Genomic DNA, 18650 nt, shown 5'->3' with positions numbered 1-18650 from the left:
GCATTGCTCATCTCTCCTTTGGTTATCAAAATGAACAATGATGAAATTCCGTTAGAGCTAGGAATATTTAGCAGTTGTCAAGTTTATAACTCTTTGAGGAATTCAATCATGGCTTGTTGGTCAGCGGGACTTAAAGAACGATAGCGACGAATGACTTCCTTCGCATCACTGCGGTGGGTTTTGGAAACTTCGCTATTGTAAGGAGGACAAATCACATCCGCTGGTGAAGGGCCATAAGAAATATTACCTACGGCTCCGCCAGGTGGTACTGGACATCCTGGGCCGGGTGCTGGTAAGTCGTGCAACTCAATAGCAGCACGAATAGCATCATCTAAAGTACGCACAACTAGTGGCGCATTGGTAACTTGACTGTTAGTGAATACAGTACCAGCAGGATTGCTGTTAACTGTGAGTCGGCTTAAGTACACACGAGCATCATGCAAGAATGGAGCGCCTATTCTACCCAAGCCCATTAGAGGTGGTGTGCGGAACTCGTCACCAAAAGCAGCTGCTTGTCCGTTTGCAAACACGTCGCCAGCGAGGTTCCGAGGAATATCAAAGGTATCAAAGACACGACCTTCTGCACTAGTAGCACCTTGCTCTTTGGAAAGATTTGCTCGATATTGTCGTTTGATGACCAGTGGATCACGAGGTAAGGAAGCCCAACGTTCTGCATCGATGACAGGTACGTTGTGGAGAAGTAGATCGGAGAAAATAGGAGCCCACTTATAGCTCAAATGTTGAGCAACAATCGCACCATCTCGTGTTGTGGTTGCTGGTGATTGCCCTGTTTTTTGAACTGGGATGTGGCAGGTGACGCAGCCAACCATAGAATCAGCTGTGTTGATTGCACGATCATCGTGGCCGTCGCCTCCTGCTGGCATTGGGCTTCCAACCATCCGATTAGCAAACGCTACCAAGTCGATACCGAAAAGCTGCGCTCCACGTTGAACTTGACCTTCAGGACTTTGTGGTGAACGAGACTTTGTGGGGTTTTTTAACACTGCCAAGAGTGTGTCACCAAATTCGGGAGGAGCCGTCATGCGAAGGAAGTTTCGTTCGCTGAGTGGGACGCTGAGGTGCGCTTCTAGTGTATCTGGGTACGGATCAACACAGCCCGGACGGCCGCGGTTGGTGGGAGATTCAGTAGGTTCATTCCGGTTGAGAATGCTGGTGAAACCGACTTCACCTTGAAGTCCACCAGCAACAAACTGGAGGATTTCTACACCGTTAGACCGCAAGCCGAAACGCCCTACACCACCAGAAAAAGCTGAACCGGCATCAATACTAGTTTGTGTAGGTGGTTGGATCATGTTGGGTTTCCCGGTAACACAGTCACCTGTACACCCAAAATAGGCGGCTGCACCGTTAAGGGATGAGGGTATACTGCGGGTATCAGAACCTTCATCCTGAAGGCTTACGATGTCCTGTGTGGGAATAGCTTCCATCAAACCACGACCGATGTATGGTGGGCCAGCAAACTCTACTACACCTCGGCGGAAACCAAGAGAGCTAAGTTTTGTTACCGGATCAACATTGGGTAGGTTCGGGTCTTCAGCAATTGTTGGGATGCGCTCAGGCAAACACTCTGGGATGGAAAAACGGGTGTGTTGAACAAAGCCACCGAGGCGAGGTGAAGCTCCGTTTCTCGCAACCCCATCAAGAGGATCGAATATGTTTGCTGTGGGGTTATAGTCACCGAAGGTTGTAAAAGCAGCTGTCCGCCCAGTGTTATTGATGGCATCAAGGTTATCAGCTGGTCTTCCACCACCAGTAGCTGGGTCGAGGGCTGTAAACTTGAAGTTTGTTGGTGTCGAACGTCCAGCGCGGGATACGTTAGAAACATCACGTACTACTTTGCTGTTAGGGGTTGCTTCTGCTGAATTCAAGTGACAACCTAAGCACATCTGCTGGTTGGCAATTGGCCCAGCACCTTCCGCTGCGAGGTGAGGTGTTGTAAAAAAGGCTAACCCTTCTACCAATGCGTCACGTTGTGCTGGAGTTGCAGAAGGATACACCAACCCATCAAGGTCTCTGAGACCAAGAGGGAAAGCTCCCACAACACCAAACTTTTTCCGGGGAACGCGTTCCACAGGAGTAAACAAGGTTCCAGGGGCAGGTTCCGCTACATCAAATACATTGTTGCTCACCTCGGCTTGCCGTTGAGCCAGTAATGTTGCATCATCCGGGACGTTAGAACCAATAGGAGCAGAGGAGAAGATACCAGCCAAACCGACTTCTGGGAAGAGAGCCGCCGAAGATATGGCAAGGACAAATGAACAACATACTATCAATAACAAAGTTGGAAGCTTACGCTTACGCGTAAACTTCAAGATGTTTCGCTCTCTCATAAGTTTCTAGATTTTCATAGGAAAGTTGTTTGTTACAAGGCTGTCAATCATCAACTAAGTGATGATTTGTACTGCCTCACTATCAGAAACATACACTAGTTCAACATAAATAAAAGATACAATATGTAACCAGTAAATTCTGCATGTCTTTACTAATAATTTAATAATTGCTTTATCTGCACTTGAAAATTTTACTGATGCTGAACTGAACAAACTCTCCTAATCTTGTATAAAGCAATCAGGTTAAGATTCTGCTCAAATATATGCGTATTAACCGAGTGTTAACTCACATTTTGTACTGCTTATCTAGTTAGTAGTGACGAAAGTATAAGATTTGTCCATTTTAAGGATTATCACTTTTATTGCCTGTAAATTTTATTGATTAGATTTTTATGAGCTGGATCATTGTTTGTATTTTGTGGCATAATTAAAGCTCGCATTAACTAAGTCAAAGGTGAGTGCTGGATAAAAAGCAATCACCTTTTTTTTCTGAAATACTTGCTACTACTATTCTGGTTAGTCTTCAATATCTGGAGTTTAGATTAGCATCAAATGTAATGACTATTTGCAAAGGCTCTGGATAGTAACATATATGTAACTAAAGCCTAGAATGTTTGCTGTGCAATAGTTTGAGCCATAACAGAATAGACTTTTTGGTGTAGACAAACTGCTAATAACATTAAGATGTGGTGGACTGGTTCAAAGCATTTGTAATATCAATGGCATCTGTATTCTGTCCCGAAATCCTACAAGACCACAGTTTTGAATGTTTATAGATGCGTAGGAAATTGAGATACTGTGGCAGCTTTTGATACGACATTCAACTTTGTAATTGATTACCTTAGCATCTAAGTCATATTTTAATAATCTACCTTGTCTTTAGGCAGAGAAGAATTTCATTTAAATTTCATTTTTATCGAAAAACAAATTGACAGATGTCAATAATACACTGCTATTTCATCTATCTATCTTTAGGCAGAAAAGAATTTCATTTAAATTTCATTTTTATCAAAAAAAATAAAGTAACAGATGTTAATAATGCACTGCTATTCCATATATCTACCTTTAGACAGAGAAGAATTTCATTTAAATTTCATTTTTTTAACAGCAGTTATTTATAAGGTAAACTGTAAAGAAATTTAGACATTTACAGACTTTCTCTTATGGCAAGTGATTGCTAAGAATATGTTAGTCAGAGGTAGAATTCTCTGGTTGAGGCTTTCCCGACAAATACTTCGACCTAAACGTTTAGCGTTTGCTGAAGCTTGCTTGATTGGTCTAGTTTCTGGTCTAGCAGCAGTTTTATTAGGACAAGCTGTGGACTGGGCAGGTGCGTGGCGAGTGCATGTTTCTTACCTGTGGCCGGCATACTTAGTGTTGCCAGGCATTGGACTGGTAGGCGGAATTTTAGCTGGTTGGTTAGTAGAGCGCTTCGCACCTGAAGCATCAGGTAGTGGAATGTCTGAAGTTAAAGCGGTGTTGGCTCGTGTACCGATGCCGTTAAATCTGCGGATTGCTTTGGTCAAGTTGGTTAGTGCTACATTAGTGCTGGGTTCTGGGATGCCTTTAGGACGAGAAGGGCCAACCGTACAGATTGGGGCAGCTTTGGCAAATCAACTGAGTAATTGGGTACCGACTTCTCCAGAGCATCGCCGTCAACTTATCGCCGCAGGGGCCGGAGCAGGGTTAGCGGCGGCTTTTAATGCACCAATCGCTGGCGTACTTTTTGTTGTAGAAGAATTACTGCAAGATGTATCAGGTATTACTCTTGGCACAGCTATTTTGGCTTCTTTTATCGCTTCAGTTATCTCTCGTCTCTATGGTAGTCACAGCCTGGATTTGAGTCATATCAATTTAGCATTTGGGCATACAACTTTCTTCGCTCAGGAAATCCCTTTCTACTTGATTTTGGGTGTACTGGCAGGACTATTAGGCATTTTGTTTAACAAGGGTGTTATTGCCAGTCTGGCAATTAATCAGCGTTTACTACATCTGAGTTTACCTTGGCGAATTGGAATTGTTGGGTTAGTTACTGGGATTACGATCGCTTTATTGCCTGTAACTTTTCGCAATAATGCTGGGCTGAGAGAAATTCTACTCATGGGTAGTGCTAATTGGTTATTTGCAGCGATCGCTCTTTTGGTTCAGTTTGTTCTAATTATTTTTACATACGGTTCGGGAGCGCCAGCGGGTTTACTAGTTCCCACCCTAGTGTTGGGATCAGCCCTTGGCTACTTAGTCGGAGCAACAGAACAAAGTCTCCTGGGAATGAGCGCCGCAACAACATACGCTCATGTAGGTATGGCGGCGTTTTTTAGTGCCGTCTCCAAAGTGCCAATTACCGCAGTCATCATTGTATTCGAGATGACTATGGATTTTAATTTGGTGTTACCACTGATGATTGTATCTGTGGTTGCCTATTTAGTAGCAGAAAAGATTGACCATAGGTCACTTTACGATCTGCTGCTGGAGTGGAAAGGCATTCACATCAGCAAAGAACCAAGTACCGAAGGGCTGTTAGCACAACTAACTGCCGCAGATGTGATGCAGCGGCGTGTCGAAACTTTATCTAGCCAAATGAGCATTGATGAAGCAGTGCAGGCATTTTCTCAATCTCACCATCGCAACTTCCCTGTTTTAGCGAATGATAAAGTTGTGGGCATTGTGACTCAAAAAGATTTAGTTAATCTTGGCTCTCAACACTCCGGCACAGATACAGCTGTTAGTGAGATTATGACACCAGAGCCAGTCACAACAAATCCCACTGCGACACTGGCTCACGTATTACACCTACTCAATCGTTATAACCTCAGCTGCTTACCTGTGACAGAAGGTCGAAAATTAGTAGGAATTATTACTCGTAGTGATATTATTCGTGTAGAAGCAGAGCGGTTGAGTGGCAAGACACAAGAGGTAGAACCTAAATCAGCCCCTTCTTATGTAATTTACCAAACTCATGCTCCAGCTACAGGTAAAGGAAGGTTACTAGTACCGCTTTCACATCCACAGACAGCCCAGACTTTACTGAAGATGGCAGTGGCGATCGCGAAAGAGCGCAATTACGAAATAGAATGCTTACAAGTAATTATTATTCCATCTAGCCGCATTCCATCTGAAACACCAGTAGAAACTACCAAAAGTCATCGTCTTTTGGACGAAGCAATATTATTAGGTCAGAAATGGCGTATTCCCATTCATACCCAGATTCGAGTTGCCCATAATGTTGGCAACGCAATTTTGGAGACCGTAAAAGAGCGACATATTGACTTGGTATTGATGGGTTGGAAAGGTAGTACATCAACTCCTGGTAGAGTTTTCAGCCGAGTAGTAGATACGATAATTCGACAAGTTCCTTGTGATGTTGTCTTAGCTAAATTGGATAATAAGAAAGCCTTTGACCGTTGGTTACTGCCAATTGCCGGTGGGCCTAACTCTCGGCAAGCAATTAAATTGTTACCTGCTCTTAGTTCTTTAAGTACATCTCCTAAAATCAAGCTATGCCAAGTTTTTCAGCCTAGCAATTTCATACCTGACACAAAATTTTTAGAAAAATCTCTTCACTTTCTCCAACGTCGAGTTAACGGTACGGTACTAGCTGCTTCAGTCACGTCCAATTCTGTTTCTGAGGCTGTCATTGAGTGTGCTGAACAAGACAACACTGATGTGATTGTTTTAGGTGCTAGTCGTGAAAGTTTATTACAACAGGCGATTCAAGGAAATATTCCCGAAAAGATTGCTCGCAATAGTAATTGCACAGTAATTATGGTCAAAACGTAATTACGAATTACTTAATTTCAATTTGCTTTGCTACTCTTGATTATTACTGTTCCCTGTTGTGGAAACTTTACTGTAAAAATAGTTCCGCCTCCTACCTGACTATCGACATAAATTTCTCCATCATGTATTTCTAAGCATTTTTTTACTACAGCCAGTCCTAGACCACTACCAACAATCTTGCCTACATTATTAGCACGATGAAAAGGTTCAAATAAATGCTGCTGAAATTCTACAGGAATGCCAATACCATTATCTTTAACTTGAAAAAATATAGCCTGTGGTTCACAACTCAGAATCAAAAAAATGCTTGCTTCTGGAGATGAATATTTCATTGCATTTGAAAGCAAATTAGTCAAGATAGAATATAGTAAGTTTTCATCTAACTTCGCATGAGTACAGTTACCTTGACTAACAAATTTAATTGTATGCTGTTGTCGATTAGCAAATTCAATATCTTCTATTAAATTAATACAAAATGCTTCTAAATCTATAAGCTTTGGATGAAATTCTAATTTCCCAGCTTCTGCTCTAGTCAAAGTTAGAATATCCGTTAGTAATTGGTTCATTGACCTAGCTGAAGATTGAATCCGATGCAAATTCTTGAGTTTTTTCTCTTCTGTCCACTGCTGATTACTTTGAGCCAATAATTGAGCCGAACCTAATATAATGCTCAAGGGTGTCCGAAATTCATGAGATACCATCGAAAAAAATTGCAACTTTAATTCACTAAGTTCTTTTTCTTGGGCTAAAGTCCGTTGAATAGCTTCGGCTTGCTGACGCTTGACTAATTGTTGATGCAGTAAAGCATAAACACTTAATAAAATGGCAAAACTCAAGAAAGTACCGAGGATTTCAATTAACATTCGGTTGTGAATATTATCTTGCGAATGTCTAACCGAAATTTGCAATAACTCTTCTTCCCTCGCTTGCATTTGAGTAAGTATTTGACGGATGAGACTACGATTTTGATTGCTTTGATTAACCAGAGGTGCTTGAACAGCAAAGCTTGATTTACCTACTTCTTTGAGATTTATAGACTGTTTAGATAGTTCAACTCTTTGAGTAATCAAAAATTTTAGCTTTGTTATTTGCTGTTGTTGATAGGAATCATCAGCAAGTTTTTGCTGTAAATTTTGAACTTTAGTATCTAGACTTTCCATTGCCTGATAATAACGTTTCAGTTCCGATTCCTCTCCATACAGAATATAGCCTCTGCGTCCGGCTTCTGCGTCAGTTAATGTAGCAAATATATCAGCAATATTTTTCATTACCTCATTTGTTTCTTTAACTCTATTACTACTTACAATTAACTGAGTAGCATTTTGGTAAGAAATAAGACTAACTATACTCATAAACAATAAGCATAAGCTAAAGCCAGAGGCAATCCATTTTCCTTCCAGCGATAATTTCATAAAAACATGAATTATTACTTCAAAAGTAATATTTTAGCCAAATAATTAGATTATAGTAAACATTTCTACAATCAAGATTTAGTTGAAAGTTACTTTTATTGCTAACCGATTTCTGCCCGATTTCTACCCGATACTTTAACTTATATTTACTATAATCATTAAAAGCAAAAATATAAATAATACCATTTTGTTTTAAATTAATAGTTTATCGTCATCTATTACGAATCTTAATATAGCAGTCTTAAATGAATTACAAACAAATCTACTCCCAACTCCCGGACTAAAGCAGTAATTTAGAAATCAAATAGGATTGCTATATATCAATTAACTCAAAAATGATTTTCATTAATTGTTTTTGTGAGTAATTAATATTTTTTTGAGAAATTATTTAAAATTTATAGATAAGTAAGGAGCTACAATTACTGTGTCTTCATTGAAAACGATTGAAAATCAACAATCACATATTCAGACTTTACCTAAGGTTGATTTTTTTAAAGAAATTGGTCAAGTAACTGGTGGCATACTTCTATCAATGACTATGCTATCAAGTTCTGTGATCGCTGGAGGACTAGTGGGTTTAGCGATTAGTTTTCGTAATTTGCCAGACGTTAGACAAATCCAACACTTTTCTCCGTCAGAAACTACTTATATCTATGATATTAAAGGCAAGCTTTTAACACGTATACATGGAGAAGCAAATCGACAAGTAGTGCCTTTAAACCAAATTTCTCCTAATTTAAAACGTGCTGTGTTAGCCAGCGAAGACAGCCACTTCTATGACCATCATGGTATTAATCCCGTCGGAATTGGACGTGCAGCTTTAACAAACTGGGCTGCTGGCGGTGTAAGAGAAGGTGGTTCTACAATCACCATGCAATTAGTAAAAAATCTATTTTTATCCCAGAAGCGTGCTTTGACTCGAAAAATTGCAGAAGCAGTATTAGCAATTCGACTAGAGCAAGTTCTGAGTAAAGATGAAATCTTAGAAATGTATCTAAATGAAGTTTATTGGGGCCATAATAATTATGGTGTTCAAACAGCAGCACGTACTTACTTTAAAAAATCAGCACAAAATTTAACTTTAGCCGAATCAGCGATGATGGCGGGTTTAATTCAAGCTCCAGAAGAATTTAGCCCGTTTGTAAACATGAAGCTGGCAAAACAAAAACAAAAAGAAGTTCTAGGAAGGATGTTGGAACTGAAATGGATTAGCCAGCAAGAGTATAATAATGCCCTCAAACAAAAAATTAAACTTGGCGAAATTAAGTCATTTCAAGGTAGTGCTTTGCCTTACGTTACCAATGCCGTCGCACAAGAACTAATTAAAAAGTTTGGGCGTGAAACACTGATTAAAGGAGGAATGCAGGTACAAACCACAGTAGATACTAGCTTCCAAATAATGGCAGAAACAACTGTTAAGAAGTGGCATCGTATTCTGGAAAGCCAAGGTTTAAGCAAAAATCAAATGGCTTTGGTGGCAATTGATCCGCGCACACATTTTATCAAGGCACTGGTGGGTGGTGTGGACGCAAAACAGAGCGAATTTAACAGAGCAACCCAAGCTCACCGTCAGCCAGGATCTTCCTTCAAACCGTTTGTTTACTATACTGCTTTTGCCAGTGGTAAATTTACGCCCAATACTACGATATTAGATACTCCAGTTAGCTACCGTGATGGTAATGGTTGGTATTATCCACGCAACTATGATAATACCTTCATGGGAGCAATACCAATTCGTACTGCCCTTGCCTTGTCGCGTAATATCCCTGCAATCAAGATTGGCAAAGCTGTAGGTATGAATAAAGTGATTGAAACTTGCCGTACTTTGGGAATTATGAGTCCGATGGAACCTGTCACTTCATTACCTTTAGGTGCAATTGGTGTCACACCACTAGAAATGGCTAGCGCTTATGCAACTTTGGCTAATTATGGCTGGCAATCACCTCCGACGATGATTGCTAGAATCACTGATAGTAGTGGCAATGTGTTAGTAGATAACACACCTAAACCACAGCTAGTTCTTGATCCTTGGGCATCAGCAACAACTTTAGACGTGATGCAAACAGTAGTTCAAGAAGGAACTGGTAGAGGTGCAGATATAGGCCGTCCAGTTGCTGGAAAAACGGGTACAACTTCCTCTGAAAAAGATATTTGGTTTATTGGTACTGTACCGCAGTTAACAACTGCGATCTGGGTAGGAAGGGACGACAATCGACAATTATCAGGCCACGCGACTGGCGGAGGTATGGTAGCTCCTGTTTGGCGAGATTTTATGCTGAAGGCACTTAAAAGTGTACCAGTAGAAAAGTTCCAGCCAGCAGCTAAATTTCCTCGACCTAAATTAAACCAGAAGTATTAATACCAGGCGTTGCAATTCAAGATCATCAATTGGGGTGGGAGTGGGGAGTCGGGAATAGAAATACTATTTCTGAGTGCAACCTAGTATAAGGTTAGGTATTGGGATGAATACTAATTGTTTAACTTACAAATCTTTGGGAAATGCGGATTTTGGTAGTTGAAGATGATATCCAGTTGGCAGAAATGCTGATGGAAGCCTTGAGCGATCGCCAATATGTGGTAGATGTAGCCCAAGATGGAGAACAAGCTTGGGATTTTATTAAGAGTTTAGAATATGACTTAGTAGTGTTAGATATTACCTTGCCCAAGCTGGACGGTGTGAGGTTTTGTCAAAGGTTGCGATCGCCTACGGTAGGGCTAAGTTTTTTACGTAACAGTACAATACCTATCCTCATGTTAACAGCACGCGACACCCTGGCTGACAAAGTTACTGGGTTGGATGCTGGGGCTGATGATTATATGGTCAAGCCTTTTGAAATGCCAGAGCTAATGGCTCGTGTTCGCGCATTATTACGCCGTAATAGTAGCACAGCATCTTTTCTTGACCTTAGCTGGGGTAGTTTGCGTTTAAATACTAATACTTATGAAGTAACTTATGCTGATCAGCCCTTACACCTAACACCCAAAGAATTTGCTCTTTTAGAACTAATGATTTCTAGCGGTCGGCGGGTACTAAGTCGAGCCGGAATTATTGAGCGCATTTGGTCACTAGATGATCCACCTAGCGAAGAAACCGTTAAGTCTCACATCAAGAGTTTACGGTACAAACTTAAAGATGCAGGTGCGCCTGATGAGTTTATTGAAACTGTTCATGGATTAGGCTATCGTCTCAAGCAATTTTAAACAACTACCCGATTTTTAACCGATTTCTTCCTGATACTTCCACACCTTATCTTTATACTTTGATATTTGTGGATTGATAAGCAATCTGCTCTGATTTTCCCACTCATATTTGACTTGTAATTTTCACAAGTCACTATTAAACTCACACTCAGAATAACTCCTTTGACACCACGTTTCTCTAAAACTAAGTGATTCACTTAGACTCACTTAGTTTAGAGAATTTTAATATTAATTAAATCTGCCCGATTTATACCCTATTTCTCCCCGTTAATTCAACTCCTAAAGTGTAATATCCAAAAAACAAGCAGTTTTGGAAATTAAAGTTTAACTTTAGGCAATAACCATGTCTTATTTTTCAGTTAATATTTCCAATATTGTTCTAACTTATGAGCAGTATCGCCAGCTAAAAACTTATGCTGCGGCTCATCAAATGTCAATACATAAATCAATCAAACTACTAATTAGTTCTCATCCCGAATATCAAATAAACCATAGAATAATAACTAAAGACTACCCATTTATATTTTCGAGAAGAGTTATCCACCTTTTATTTAATGTCAAATAATTGCTAAATTTGCATAAAAAACACATATTAAATTAAGCAAACAATGATTTTTTATTAGCAATCAATAAATACTCTTGATTCTTTGACTTTAGTGAAAACTTGAGAAAATATGACTCTAGCAATACCAAATTCTCAACCTACTTATGCCTTAATTTCAGTTCATGGCGATCCTACAGCTGAAGTTGGTAAAGAAGGCGCAGGTGGTCAAAATGTCTATGTGCGGGAATTAGGGTTAGCATTAGCAAAACGTGGCTGCCAAGTTGATATGTTTACCCGCAGAGAACATCCCAATCAACAAGAAATTGTAGAATTAGCACCAGGATGCCGCACAATTCGCCTGAATGCTGGCCCAACAGAATTTATTTCTAGAAACAATTTATTTGAATATTTGCCAGAATTTGTAGAAGCTTGGCTGAATTTTCAACAGCAAACGGGACGCAACTATGCACTGATTCATACTAATTATTGGCTATCTGGTTGGGTGGGTTTAGAACTGAAATCTCAATTGGGACTACCCCAAGTTCATACTTATCATTCCATAGGGGCAGTTAAATATCGCAATGTAGAAAATCCACCGCAGATTGCCGCAATTCGCCATTGTGTAGAAAGAGCAATTTTAGAGCAAGCAGATTATGTAATTTCCACCAGCCCCCAAGAGGTAGAAGATTTACGTCAGTTAATTTCACAATCTGGGAGGATTAAAGTCATTCCCTGCGGAATCAATACTGAACACTTTAGTTCTGTAAGTAAAAAAGTTGCTCGCCAACAATTAGGAATTGCTCCAGATGCCCAAATAATCTTATATGTAGGACGTTTTGACCCCCGCAAGGGAATAGAAACATTAGTAAAAGCCTGTGCCTGTTTGCCTAATGCTTTTCAACTCTATCTAGTTGGTGGAAGTCGTGAGGATGGTGCAGATTTTCAAGAACAACAACGCATTCAAGACTGGGTTGATAAACTAGGACTGAAAGCCGTTACAGTTTTTACTGGGCGAATTTCTCAAGCACTGTTACCTGCTTACTATGCCGCAGGGGATATCTGCGTCGTTCCAAGTTACTACGAACCTTTTGGGTTAGTGGCAATAGAAGCAATGGCAGCCGGAACACCTGTAATTGCCAGCGATGTAGGAGGGTTACAGCATACAGTGGTGCATGGTGAAACTGGGCTTTTAGTTTCTCCCCGTGATCCTAACGCCTTGAAAAGTGCTATTCGCTGTTTATTAGAAAATCCCGTACTGAAAGAAAGTTACGGTAATGCTGCACAGAAATGGGTGCAGTCTCGATTTAGCACTCAAGGAGTTGCTGCTCAAATTTATGAACTCTATCAATCTTTGACACTGGATACATTTGTTCAGGAAGTTATTCAAAACAAAAAGTTAACTCCTGACTTGGAAAAGCAAATTCAAACTTTATTGAAGTCCACAGCTTTGAAGTCTAGCGAAATTAAAGCTTTAGAAAAATTAATTGATTCCTTTTCTAATGATATTGTGCAGTGGGCAACTAGTTAAACACAAAATTAAATATTAAGTGGGAGCAAAATATTCTGTTTAAGTAGATGATAAGTCATCAACTACTTCTTAATATCATGTCCGGTTAGTTAGTTATAGCAGGGAACGGGGAACAGGCTTTAAAGTCGCTCAGTATCCATGTTTGATTTTTAGTCTTTGTCATTATCTATGCTTCGACTGCTATATAATTCCCACAATCATTGCACCTCACTCCCAACCCAAGCTACGCTTTGGCGGGGTGGGGTTTAGAGGTTTTAGTAAGTAATCAAGCGGACATGATATTAAATAAAATTAGTTGAAAACAAAATTTGATAAAGATTAACATCTGATTCAACTAAGCAGGCATGACCGCTATGAGGTAGTGTGATTATTTGAGAATTTGGGAAAATATGATTTAAACTGCGTGCTTCTGCTTCGGAAGGTAAAAGTCGGTCATCTCTACTAGCAATTAGTAAAACTGGTTGAGTAATTTGAGATAATTTTTTCTCGTCAATATCAAAATCTCTCATCAAAGCTAGTCGCTGATTAGCAGTTTTTTTTGGTGCAGAGCGTGTTGATTTTAAAAGAGCTTGACCAGCATTAGGTGAAATTCGCCTTAAATTAGCTAAAAAAGGCAAGGATATAAACGAAGAGATTTTATAAAAAAAATTAGGTGTGTAAGGAAACAATAGTGAACCTAGATTTAACCAAGGAACTCGATGAAATGAAGAGGCAGAATTAATTAAAATAATTTTTGTAAATAGTTGAGGAAATTTTTCTAATACTTTGAGAGCCAAGCATCCACCGAATGATTCACCACATAAATAAACAGGTAATGATTCACGACAAGTCACTTCTTGTCTACGCTGTACTTTTTCTATTTCTATCTGAGTTAAAGTTGCCACTTCCTCCGTCATTTCATCCCAATTTGTTAAATCATCAGGTGGAATCACAAAACAACGCACATTAAAAGCAGCTTCTAAACCTGCGGTTTGAATGTACATTAATTCTTTACCAGTTTCATCCATGCCTGGTAGAAATACAAAAAGTGGATAACTAAAGTTAGATGATTGAGTACTTAAAAAATATGGATGACTGCGACCTTTAGATAACATAGCTAAACTAACAAAGTAAAAACCATCAGCAAGTTAGGTAACTTGCTGGTCTAAAATTTTCAGTTCATAACACAGTCTTGACAAAGACTCTGACAAGCCAATCTGCTTTGATGGACTACTAAACGTTAGCTAAAGTTGCTCCTGGTAATAATTCTACCTTCACCCAACCTGGTTGCCGTTGGTCGAACGCCTTGTACGCATCAAGAACTGACATCAGCGGTTCGACTTGGGTTAAAACTTTTGTTGGATCTACTGTGCCGTTACGAACCAAATCCACCAAAGTCGGAATATACTTGCGGTGATTACAATTACCCATGTTAATAGTCAGATTTTTGTTCATCGCCGTGCCGATGGGGAAGAAATTATGGCTTGGGGGATAAACTCCAATAATTGAGAGCGTACCAGCTTTGGCTAATGCTTGAACCGCCCACTCTAAAACTTGAGAAGGAGCATTACCAGGATGCCAATTGCCATTTTGCGGATTGGTTTTCGGGGCAATTTGTTGTAACTGGTGCTGGAATTGTTGTGCTTCTTGCTGTGCTTTTTTAGCGGCTGGGCCACTATCAGGAGCATTCGCATCTACACCAACTGCATCAATCACTCTATCTACACCAATGCCTCCCGTCAGTTCACGGATCGCTTCAATCGGGTCTTCGGCATTATAATCGATGATCTCTGCACCTAAATCACGCGCCATTTCTAAACGCGAGGGAATTGTATCTACTGCAATAATGCGTCCTGCACCGAAAAGTCTAGCGCTGACAATAGCAAATTGCCCAACAGGGCCACAACCAAAAATGGCAACTGTATCTCCCGGTGTAATCTCTGCAATATCGGCTCCAAAGTATGCAGTAGGAAAGATATCGGATAACAGAATCGCTTGGTCGTCTGTAACTTCTTTTGGTAGCTTCACTAACCCCGCATTAGCATAAGGAATCCGAGCATATTCAGCTTGCAAACCATCGAAGGGGCCTGATGCTTCTGGGCCGCCAAAAAAAGCTGTCCCAGCGTTATGTCCGTGAGGATTGGCGTTATCACATTGAGCATGATATCCTGTACGGCAGTAAGAACAATAGCCACAGGCAATAGTAGAAGGAACAACAACGCGATCGCCTACCTTCAAATTCCTTACATTAGTACCAATTTCTTCAACAATACCAACACCTTCATGCCCCAGAATTGTACCAGGTTTCATCCCTGTGAATGTACCCCGAATCATGTGCAAATCTGTGCCGCAAATTGCACTAGAAGTCAGCCTGATAATGGCATCTGTTGACTCTTTAATTTTTGGTTCTGGGACATTATCTAAGCGAATATCTCCGATTCCGTGAAAAACTACTGCTTTCATGTTGAATGCTCCTGAATTATAAAGTTTGCATCTCAAAATAACCTAATAGTTGGGGAGTTTAGATACTACAATAAACCCCAGAATAACGACAGAATATTTATGCAAGAGAGTTTAAAAACTTGTACCTAAATTAAAATTTTTAATAGATAAAATATGAAAAAATTGAGTTTATTTTGATCCACATCAGATAAGCACTTAGAGACTATAGTATCGATATTGCTACAGTTTATGCTCGTCCTCTAGAAGGATATAAATTGTAGAGAGTGTAGATAGTTATCCCATGTGGAGAAACTTACAGCAATAGCAAACTTGTTAACAAGATGTGGTTGACTTGATGGGTTTCTCTGCAAAAAGAAATTTTAGAGAATCACGAACACTTCCAAATAACTTCTGCTGTAGTGTTTATCGTGTTGTGGATTTGGCGTTGTATTACAAGAGAAAGGATTCCGAAATTTGCCATTATTTATTTTGTCATTACAGCGATCGCAGCTGGCGCAATTACATACGGCGCTCACTATAGCGGGGAATTAGTGTATGAATACGGTGTGGAATAGTACAGCCTCCTGCATAAATAAAGGCAGAAGGCAGAAGAAATAAAATACTAGTAGGGCTATTCCATATTTGGTTTTTCGTCAAATTGAACCATCATCAAAACAGCTGGCTCATCACCCACTGTTCCAGACAAATGACCTTTATGGCCTTGCGTGTCTTCTTTCGTTCCCTGGTCTCCTCCAAAGGAAATTTCACCAGGCCCCATCTCTACTCGTTGACCATCCATAGTCTCTACAAACCAGTGTCCTGACAGCGGAACAATCCACTGAGGTTTCGGGTTTTCATGCCATTTTCCAACCCATCCTACTGGTAAAACGGTATACGTGATTGTAGCTCCATGCTGTTTCAATTTAGACATCCATTGAGGAGACGTATCTGGTGCTATACTTTTCTGGGTGAAATCCTCAATTTGACGACGTGATTGGTGGCTTATACCGTCTTTATCAGTCCAGACGTACCAGTACTCAAGTGTTGGTTTTTGTGATTGATTATTCTGCATAAACATTGCTCTGCGTAACTGTACAAAACTCTTCAATTTGTAGGTAGTAAGCACTCTAGTTAGTCCTTACTATCAACGCATTTACACCTCAAAATCAATGCTATATAGCAATCCGATTTGATTACTGAAAATCCTTGTGTTGGTAGGGCAAAGGGAACAGGGAACGGGCAACAGATAAGAGCAAAGTTAGATGTGTACTGATTTTTTCAAAAATCAAATATGAGTCCTATAGTCCATTAAGTTACTCACTTTTCTTCAAATGCCAATGTGGTTCAGCATTTGGAGCATCAGACCGATCAAGGGTAAATTCATATTCAGATGACTTAGTATCTTCAAGCACTTCTGGGTGAGTGTAAGTTACTTCTTTGCTAGTTGGTTGAATATGTTCAACAACATTCTTGAGAGTAGGTTTGACATCTGTAACTGTGTCTTTAACGGACTCTGCTAAATCTCGGACAGCAGGTTTGACCTCCTTAGATGTACTTGTGATAACTTCTACTATGGCAGGTTTAACATCTGCAACTGTTTCTTTAACGGAGTCTGCAACATCTCTAACAGTCGGTCTGATATCTTGTGTTGCACTCCTTACTCCCTCGACTACAGCAGGTTTACTTTCTTCAACTGTCTCCTTCACTGTATACGCTACATCCACTACAGCAGGTCTAACATCTTCCACCGTATCTTTAACAGAGTGGGCAATTTCTCTAAAAGCAGGTCTGGCTTCTTCTGCGATACCCTGAACTCCCTCGACAATTGTAGGTCTGAGTTCTTCCACTGTATCTTTAACAGAACTGGCTACATCCTTAATTGCAGGTCTGACATCTTGGGCTGTATCCTGAACAGCTTCACCGACACCTTCTACAGTTTCATTTACACTACTAACCACATCTTTAACTTTGTCACCGACACCTTCTACAGTTTCGGTAACACCCTCAGCGACGCTTTTGGCTGCATCGACTATCCCTTCTACAGTTTTATTAACAGCTTCAGATGTACCTTTACCAACCAAAGCACCAGCAACAGCACCAGCGACAGCACCAACAGTACCGCCAACTTTACGACCAACTATACCTCCAATTGCTGCTCCAGCTATCCCAGCACCTAAACCTGTGCTTGATGACTCATCGTGATGTTGCTCTTGATTTAAAGGTTGTGTACTTTCAGTCAAGTCAATAATTTCATCTTGCTTATTTAATGGTTGTTGATTCCCAGTCATGATAATTGACTCCTTGTTAAGTCTTTTGTGTTAAAAATAAAATTCAGCAGAGCCAGCCTGCACGAGTTAAAGGTAAAACAAGCATATATATCTACCTTTGAAATCCAAATTAAGATGATGCTATTGGTTGTTTGAGAGGGATAAAATAACCAGTTTGTAACGTCTGGATTTTGTAAAGACATTTACCAGCTGTGATATAGAGTACATGGCTTTCTTCTACCCGACCAAAGCCAACATTAGTTGGGATTTCTTGTGTAGGAATATAGACTAATTCTTTCCCTTCCGGTGAGTAAACACGTACACCTGGACGAGTTGTATCACGTACAGCTGCAAAGATATTGCCTGAGGTATCAACTGTCAAACCATCTGCGCCATTCTGGGGAGAATAATCAACTAATTTTTTTCTCTTTTTAGCTGTACCATCTGCTGCTAAATCATAAGCCACCAATGCCATTGGCCCTCGACGATGACTCATATCTTCTACCTTTGTCCGAAAGTCAAACAGACCATCATCGTAATCTGATACATACAAGGTCTTCTGATCTGGGGATACAGCTACACCATTTGGCTTGGCTAAATCTGAGATAATCTGATGCAGTGAACCATCAGGATCAATCCGATATACGCCGCACACGGGTTGTTCAATTGGCTCATATCCAAAGAATCTCGGATCGGTGAAATAAATTCGTCCTTTTTCGTCAATTACCAAGTCATTGGGAGAATTTAAGGGACGACCATTATGGACATTAGCAAGAATGACACTTTTACCCGTTTTCATATCTGTACGGGTAATGCGCCGTCCACCACAGTCTGCACCCTCCGCCACTACCATCCTTCCTTCAGAATCAAAAATTATTCCATTGGACATACCACTGGGGGAGCGAAAAATTTTAGTTGTGCCTGTTTTAGGATCGTGTTGCCAGATATGTCCCGCCTGCATATCTGTCCAATAGGTAACTGTTAAGTCACTGAAATACACCATACCGTCTGGTGCGATAGCCACACCTTCAGTAAGGCAACAACCCCCGTCAAAAACTTTTTCTAACTTGGCATTTGGCGGAATGATGGTTAGTTCACTTGTTTGAGTATTCATCACAATTCCTCCAAGAAACTCCCACCTTAACTGCT

At 40.2% G+C, this 18650-nt stretch carries 12 protein-coding genes; 5 read left to right on the top strand and 7 right to left on the bottom strand.

Annotation, left to right across the window (positions count from 1 at the left end; all coding sequences use genetic code 11):
* Positions 1–83: 83 nt before the first annotated feature.
* Positions 84–2351 carry a cytochrome c family protein gene (locus ACMX3D_RS29690; RefSeq protein WP_482749343.1) on the bottom strand — a complete coding sequence of 756 codons (2268 nt, stop codon included), beginning with the start codon at positions 2349–2351 and terminating at the stop codon, positions 84–86.
* A 1185-nt stretch (positions 2352–3536) separates the two neighbouring features.
* On the opposite strand from ACMX3D_RS29690, the gene ACMX3D_RS29685 reads away from it, so the two are divergent.
* Complete coding sequence (locus ACMX3D_RS29685) at positions 3537–6128, top strand: chloride channel protein (RefSeq protein WP_482749342.1); 2592 nt, start codon at positions 3537–3539, stop codon at positions 6126–6128.
* A gap of 17 nt (positions 6129–6145) precedes the next feature.
* Here ACMX3D_RS29685 and ACMX3D_RS29680 read toward each other — a convergent pair whose 3' ends face one another.
* On the bottom strand, positions 6146–7540 hold the full coding sequence (locus ACMX3D_RS29680) for a sensor histidine kinase (protein ID WP_482749341.1): 1395 nt from the start codon (positions 7538–7540) through the stop codon (positions 6146–6148).
* Positions 7541–7973: 433 nt separating this feature from the next.
* On the opposite strand from ACMX3D_RS29680, the gene ACMX3D_RS29675 reads away from it, so the two are divergent.
* The 3 genes from ACMX3D_RS29675 (at position 7974) to ACMX3D_RS29665 (ending at position 12813) form a co-directional block, all read left to right on the top strand.
* On the top strand, positions 7974–9899 hold the full coding sequence (locus tag ACMX3D_RS29675) for a transglycosylase domain-containing protein (RefSeq protein ID WP_482752456.1): 1926 nt from the start codon (positions 7974–7976) through the stop codon (positions 9897–9899).
* A gap of 140 nt (positions 9900–10039) precedes the next feature.
* Positions 10040–10741, top strand: coding sequence for a response regulator transcription factor (locus ACMX3D_RS29670; protein WP_482749340.1), 702 nt, complete (start codon positions 10040–10042; stop codon positions 10739–10741).
* A gap of 674 nt (positions 10742–11415) precedes the next feature.
* Positions 11416–12813, top strand: coding sequence for a glycosyltransferase (locus ACMX3D_RS29665; protein WP_482749339.1), 1398 nt, complete (start codon positions 11416–11418; stop codon positions 12811–12813).
* Positions 12814–13094: 281 nt separating this feature from the next.
* On the opposite strand, the gene ACMX3D_RS29660 is transcribed toward ACMX3D_RS29665, so the two are convergent.
* Together ACMX3D_RS29660 and ACMX3D_RS29655 are read right to left on the bottom strand one after the other, a co-directional pair.
* On the bottom strand, positions 13095–13907 hold the full coding sequence (locus tag ACMX3D_RS29660) for an alpha/beta hydrolase (RefSeq protein WP_482749338.1): 813 nt from the start codon (positions 13905–13907) through the stop codon (positions 13095–13097).
* 118 nt (positions 13908–14025) lie between these two features.
* On the bottom strand, positions 14026–15255 hold the full coding sequence (locus ACMX3D_RS29655; protein ID WP_482749337.1) for a zinc-dependent alcohol dehydrogenase: 1230 nt from the start codon (positions 15253–15255) through the stop codon (positions 14026–14028).
* Positions 15256–15662: 407 nt separating this feature from the next.
* Between ACMX3D_RS29655 and ACMX3D_RS29650 the strand changes: the two genes are divergently transcribed.
* Positions 15663–15809: a hypothetical protein gene (locus ACMX3D_RS29650; protein ID WP_482749336.1), complete on the top strand. Its 147-nt coding sequence runs from the start codon at positions 15663–15665 to the stop codon at positions 15807–15809.
* Positions 15810–15865: 56 nt separating this feature from the next.
* Here ACMX3D_RS29650 and ACMX3D_RS29645 read toward each other — a convergent pair whose 3' ends face one another.
* From ACMX3D_RS29645 to ACMX3D_RS29635, 3 genes are all read right to left on the bottom strand, one after another.
* Positions 15866–16306, bottom strand: a complete 441-nt coding sequence (locus ACMX3D_RS29645) for a cupin domain-containing protein (RefSeq protein WP_482749335.1) — start codon at positions 16304–16306, stop codon at positions 15866–15868.
* Positions 16307–16547: 241 nt separating this feature from the next.
* Positions 16548–17522, bottom strand: coding sequence for a hypothetical protein (locus tag ACMX3D_RS29640; protein ID WP_482749334.1), 975 nt, complete (start codon positions 17520–17522; stop codon positions 16548–16550).
* A 109-nt stretch (positions 17523–17631) separates the two neighbouring features.
* Positions 17632–18615, bottom strand: coding sequence for an SMP-30/gluconolactonase/LRE family protein (locus tag ACMX3D_RS29635; RefSeq protein ID WP_482749333.1), 984 nt, complete (start codon positions 18613–18615; stop codon positions 17632–17634).
* Positions 18616–18650: the final 35 nt, after the last annotated feature.

The sequence above is a fragment of the Anabaena sp. TISTR 8404 genome, assembly GCF_056847745.1.
The sequence above is the reverse complement of the archived record's forward strand: the minus strand, read 5'-3'. Positions and strand labels throughout refer to the sequence as shown.

Bases quoted from the DNA above. Each gene is read 5' to 3' on its own strand.
- ACMX3D_RS29645 (WP_482749335.1), bottom strand. From the start codon at position 16,306: ATGCAGAATAATCAATCACAAAAACCAACACTTGAGTACTGGTACGTC.
- ACMX3D_RS29635 (WP_482749333.1), bottom strand. From the start codon at position 18,615: ATGAATACTCAAACAAGTGAACTAACCATCATTCCGCCAAATGCCAAG.
- ACMX3D_RS29685 (WP_482749342.1), top strand. From the start codon at position 3,537: ATGTTAGTCAGAGGTAGAATTCTCTGGTTGAGGCTTTCCCGACAAATA.
- ACMX3D_RS29665 (WP_482749339.1), top strand. From the start codon at position 11,416: ATGACTCTAGCAATACCAAATTCTCAACCTACTTATGCCTTAATTTCA.
- ACMX3D_RS29680 (WP_482749341.1), bottom strand. From the start codon at position 7,540: ATGAAATTATCGCTGGAAGGAAAATGGATTGCCTCTGGCTTTAGCTTA.
- ACMX3D_RS29690 (WP_482749343.1), bottom strand. From the start codon at position 2,351: ATGAGAGAGCGAAACATCTTGAAGTTTACGCGTAAGCGTAAGCTTCCA.
- ACMX3D_RS29640 (WP_482749334.1), bottom strand. From the start codon at position 17,522: ATGACTGGGAATCAACAACCATTAAATAAGCAAGATGAAATTATTGAC.
- ACMX3D_RS29655 (WP_482749337.1), bottom strand. From the start codon at position 15,255: ATGAAAGCAGTAGTTTTTCACGGAATCGGAGATATTCGCTTAGATAAT.
- ACMX3D_RS29660 (WP_482749338.1), bottom strand. From the start codon at position 13,907: ATGTTATCTAAAGGTCGCAGTCATCCATATTTTTTAAGTACTCAATCA.
- ACMX3D_RS29670 (WP_482749340.1), top strand. From the start codon at position 10,040: ATGCGGATTTTGGTAGTTGAAGATGATATCCAGTTGGCAGAAATGCTG.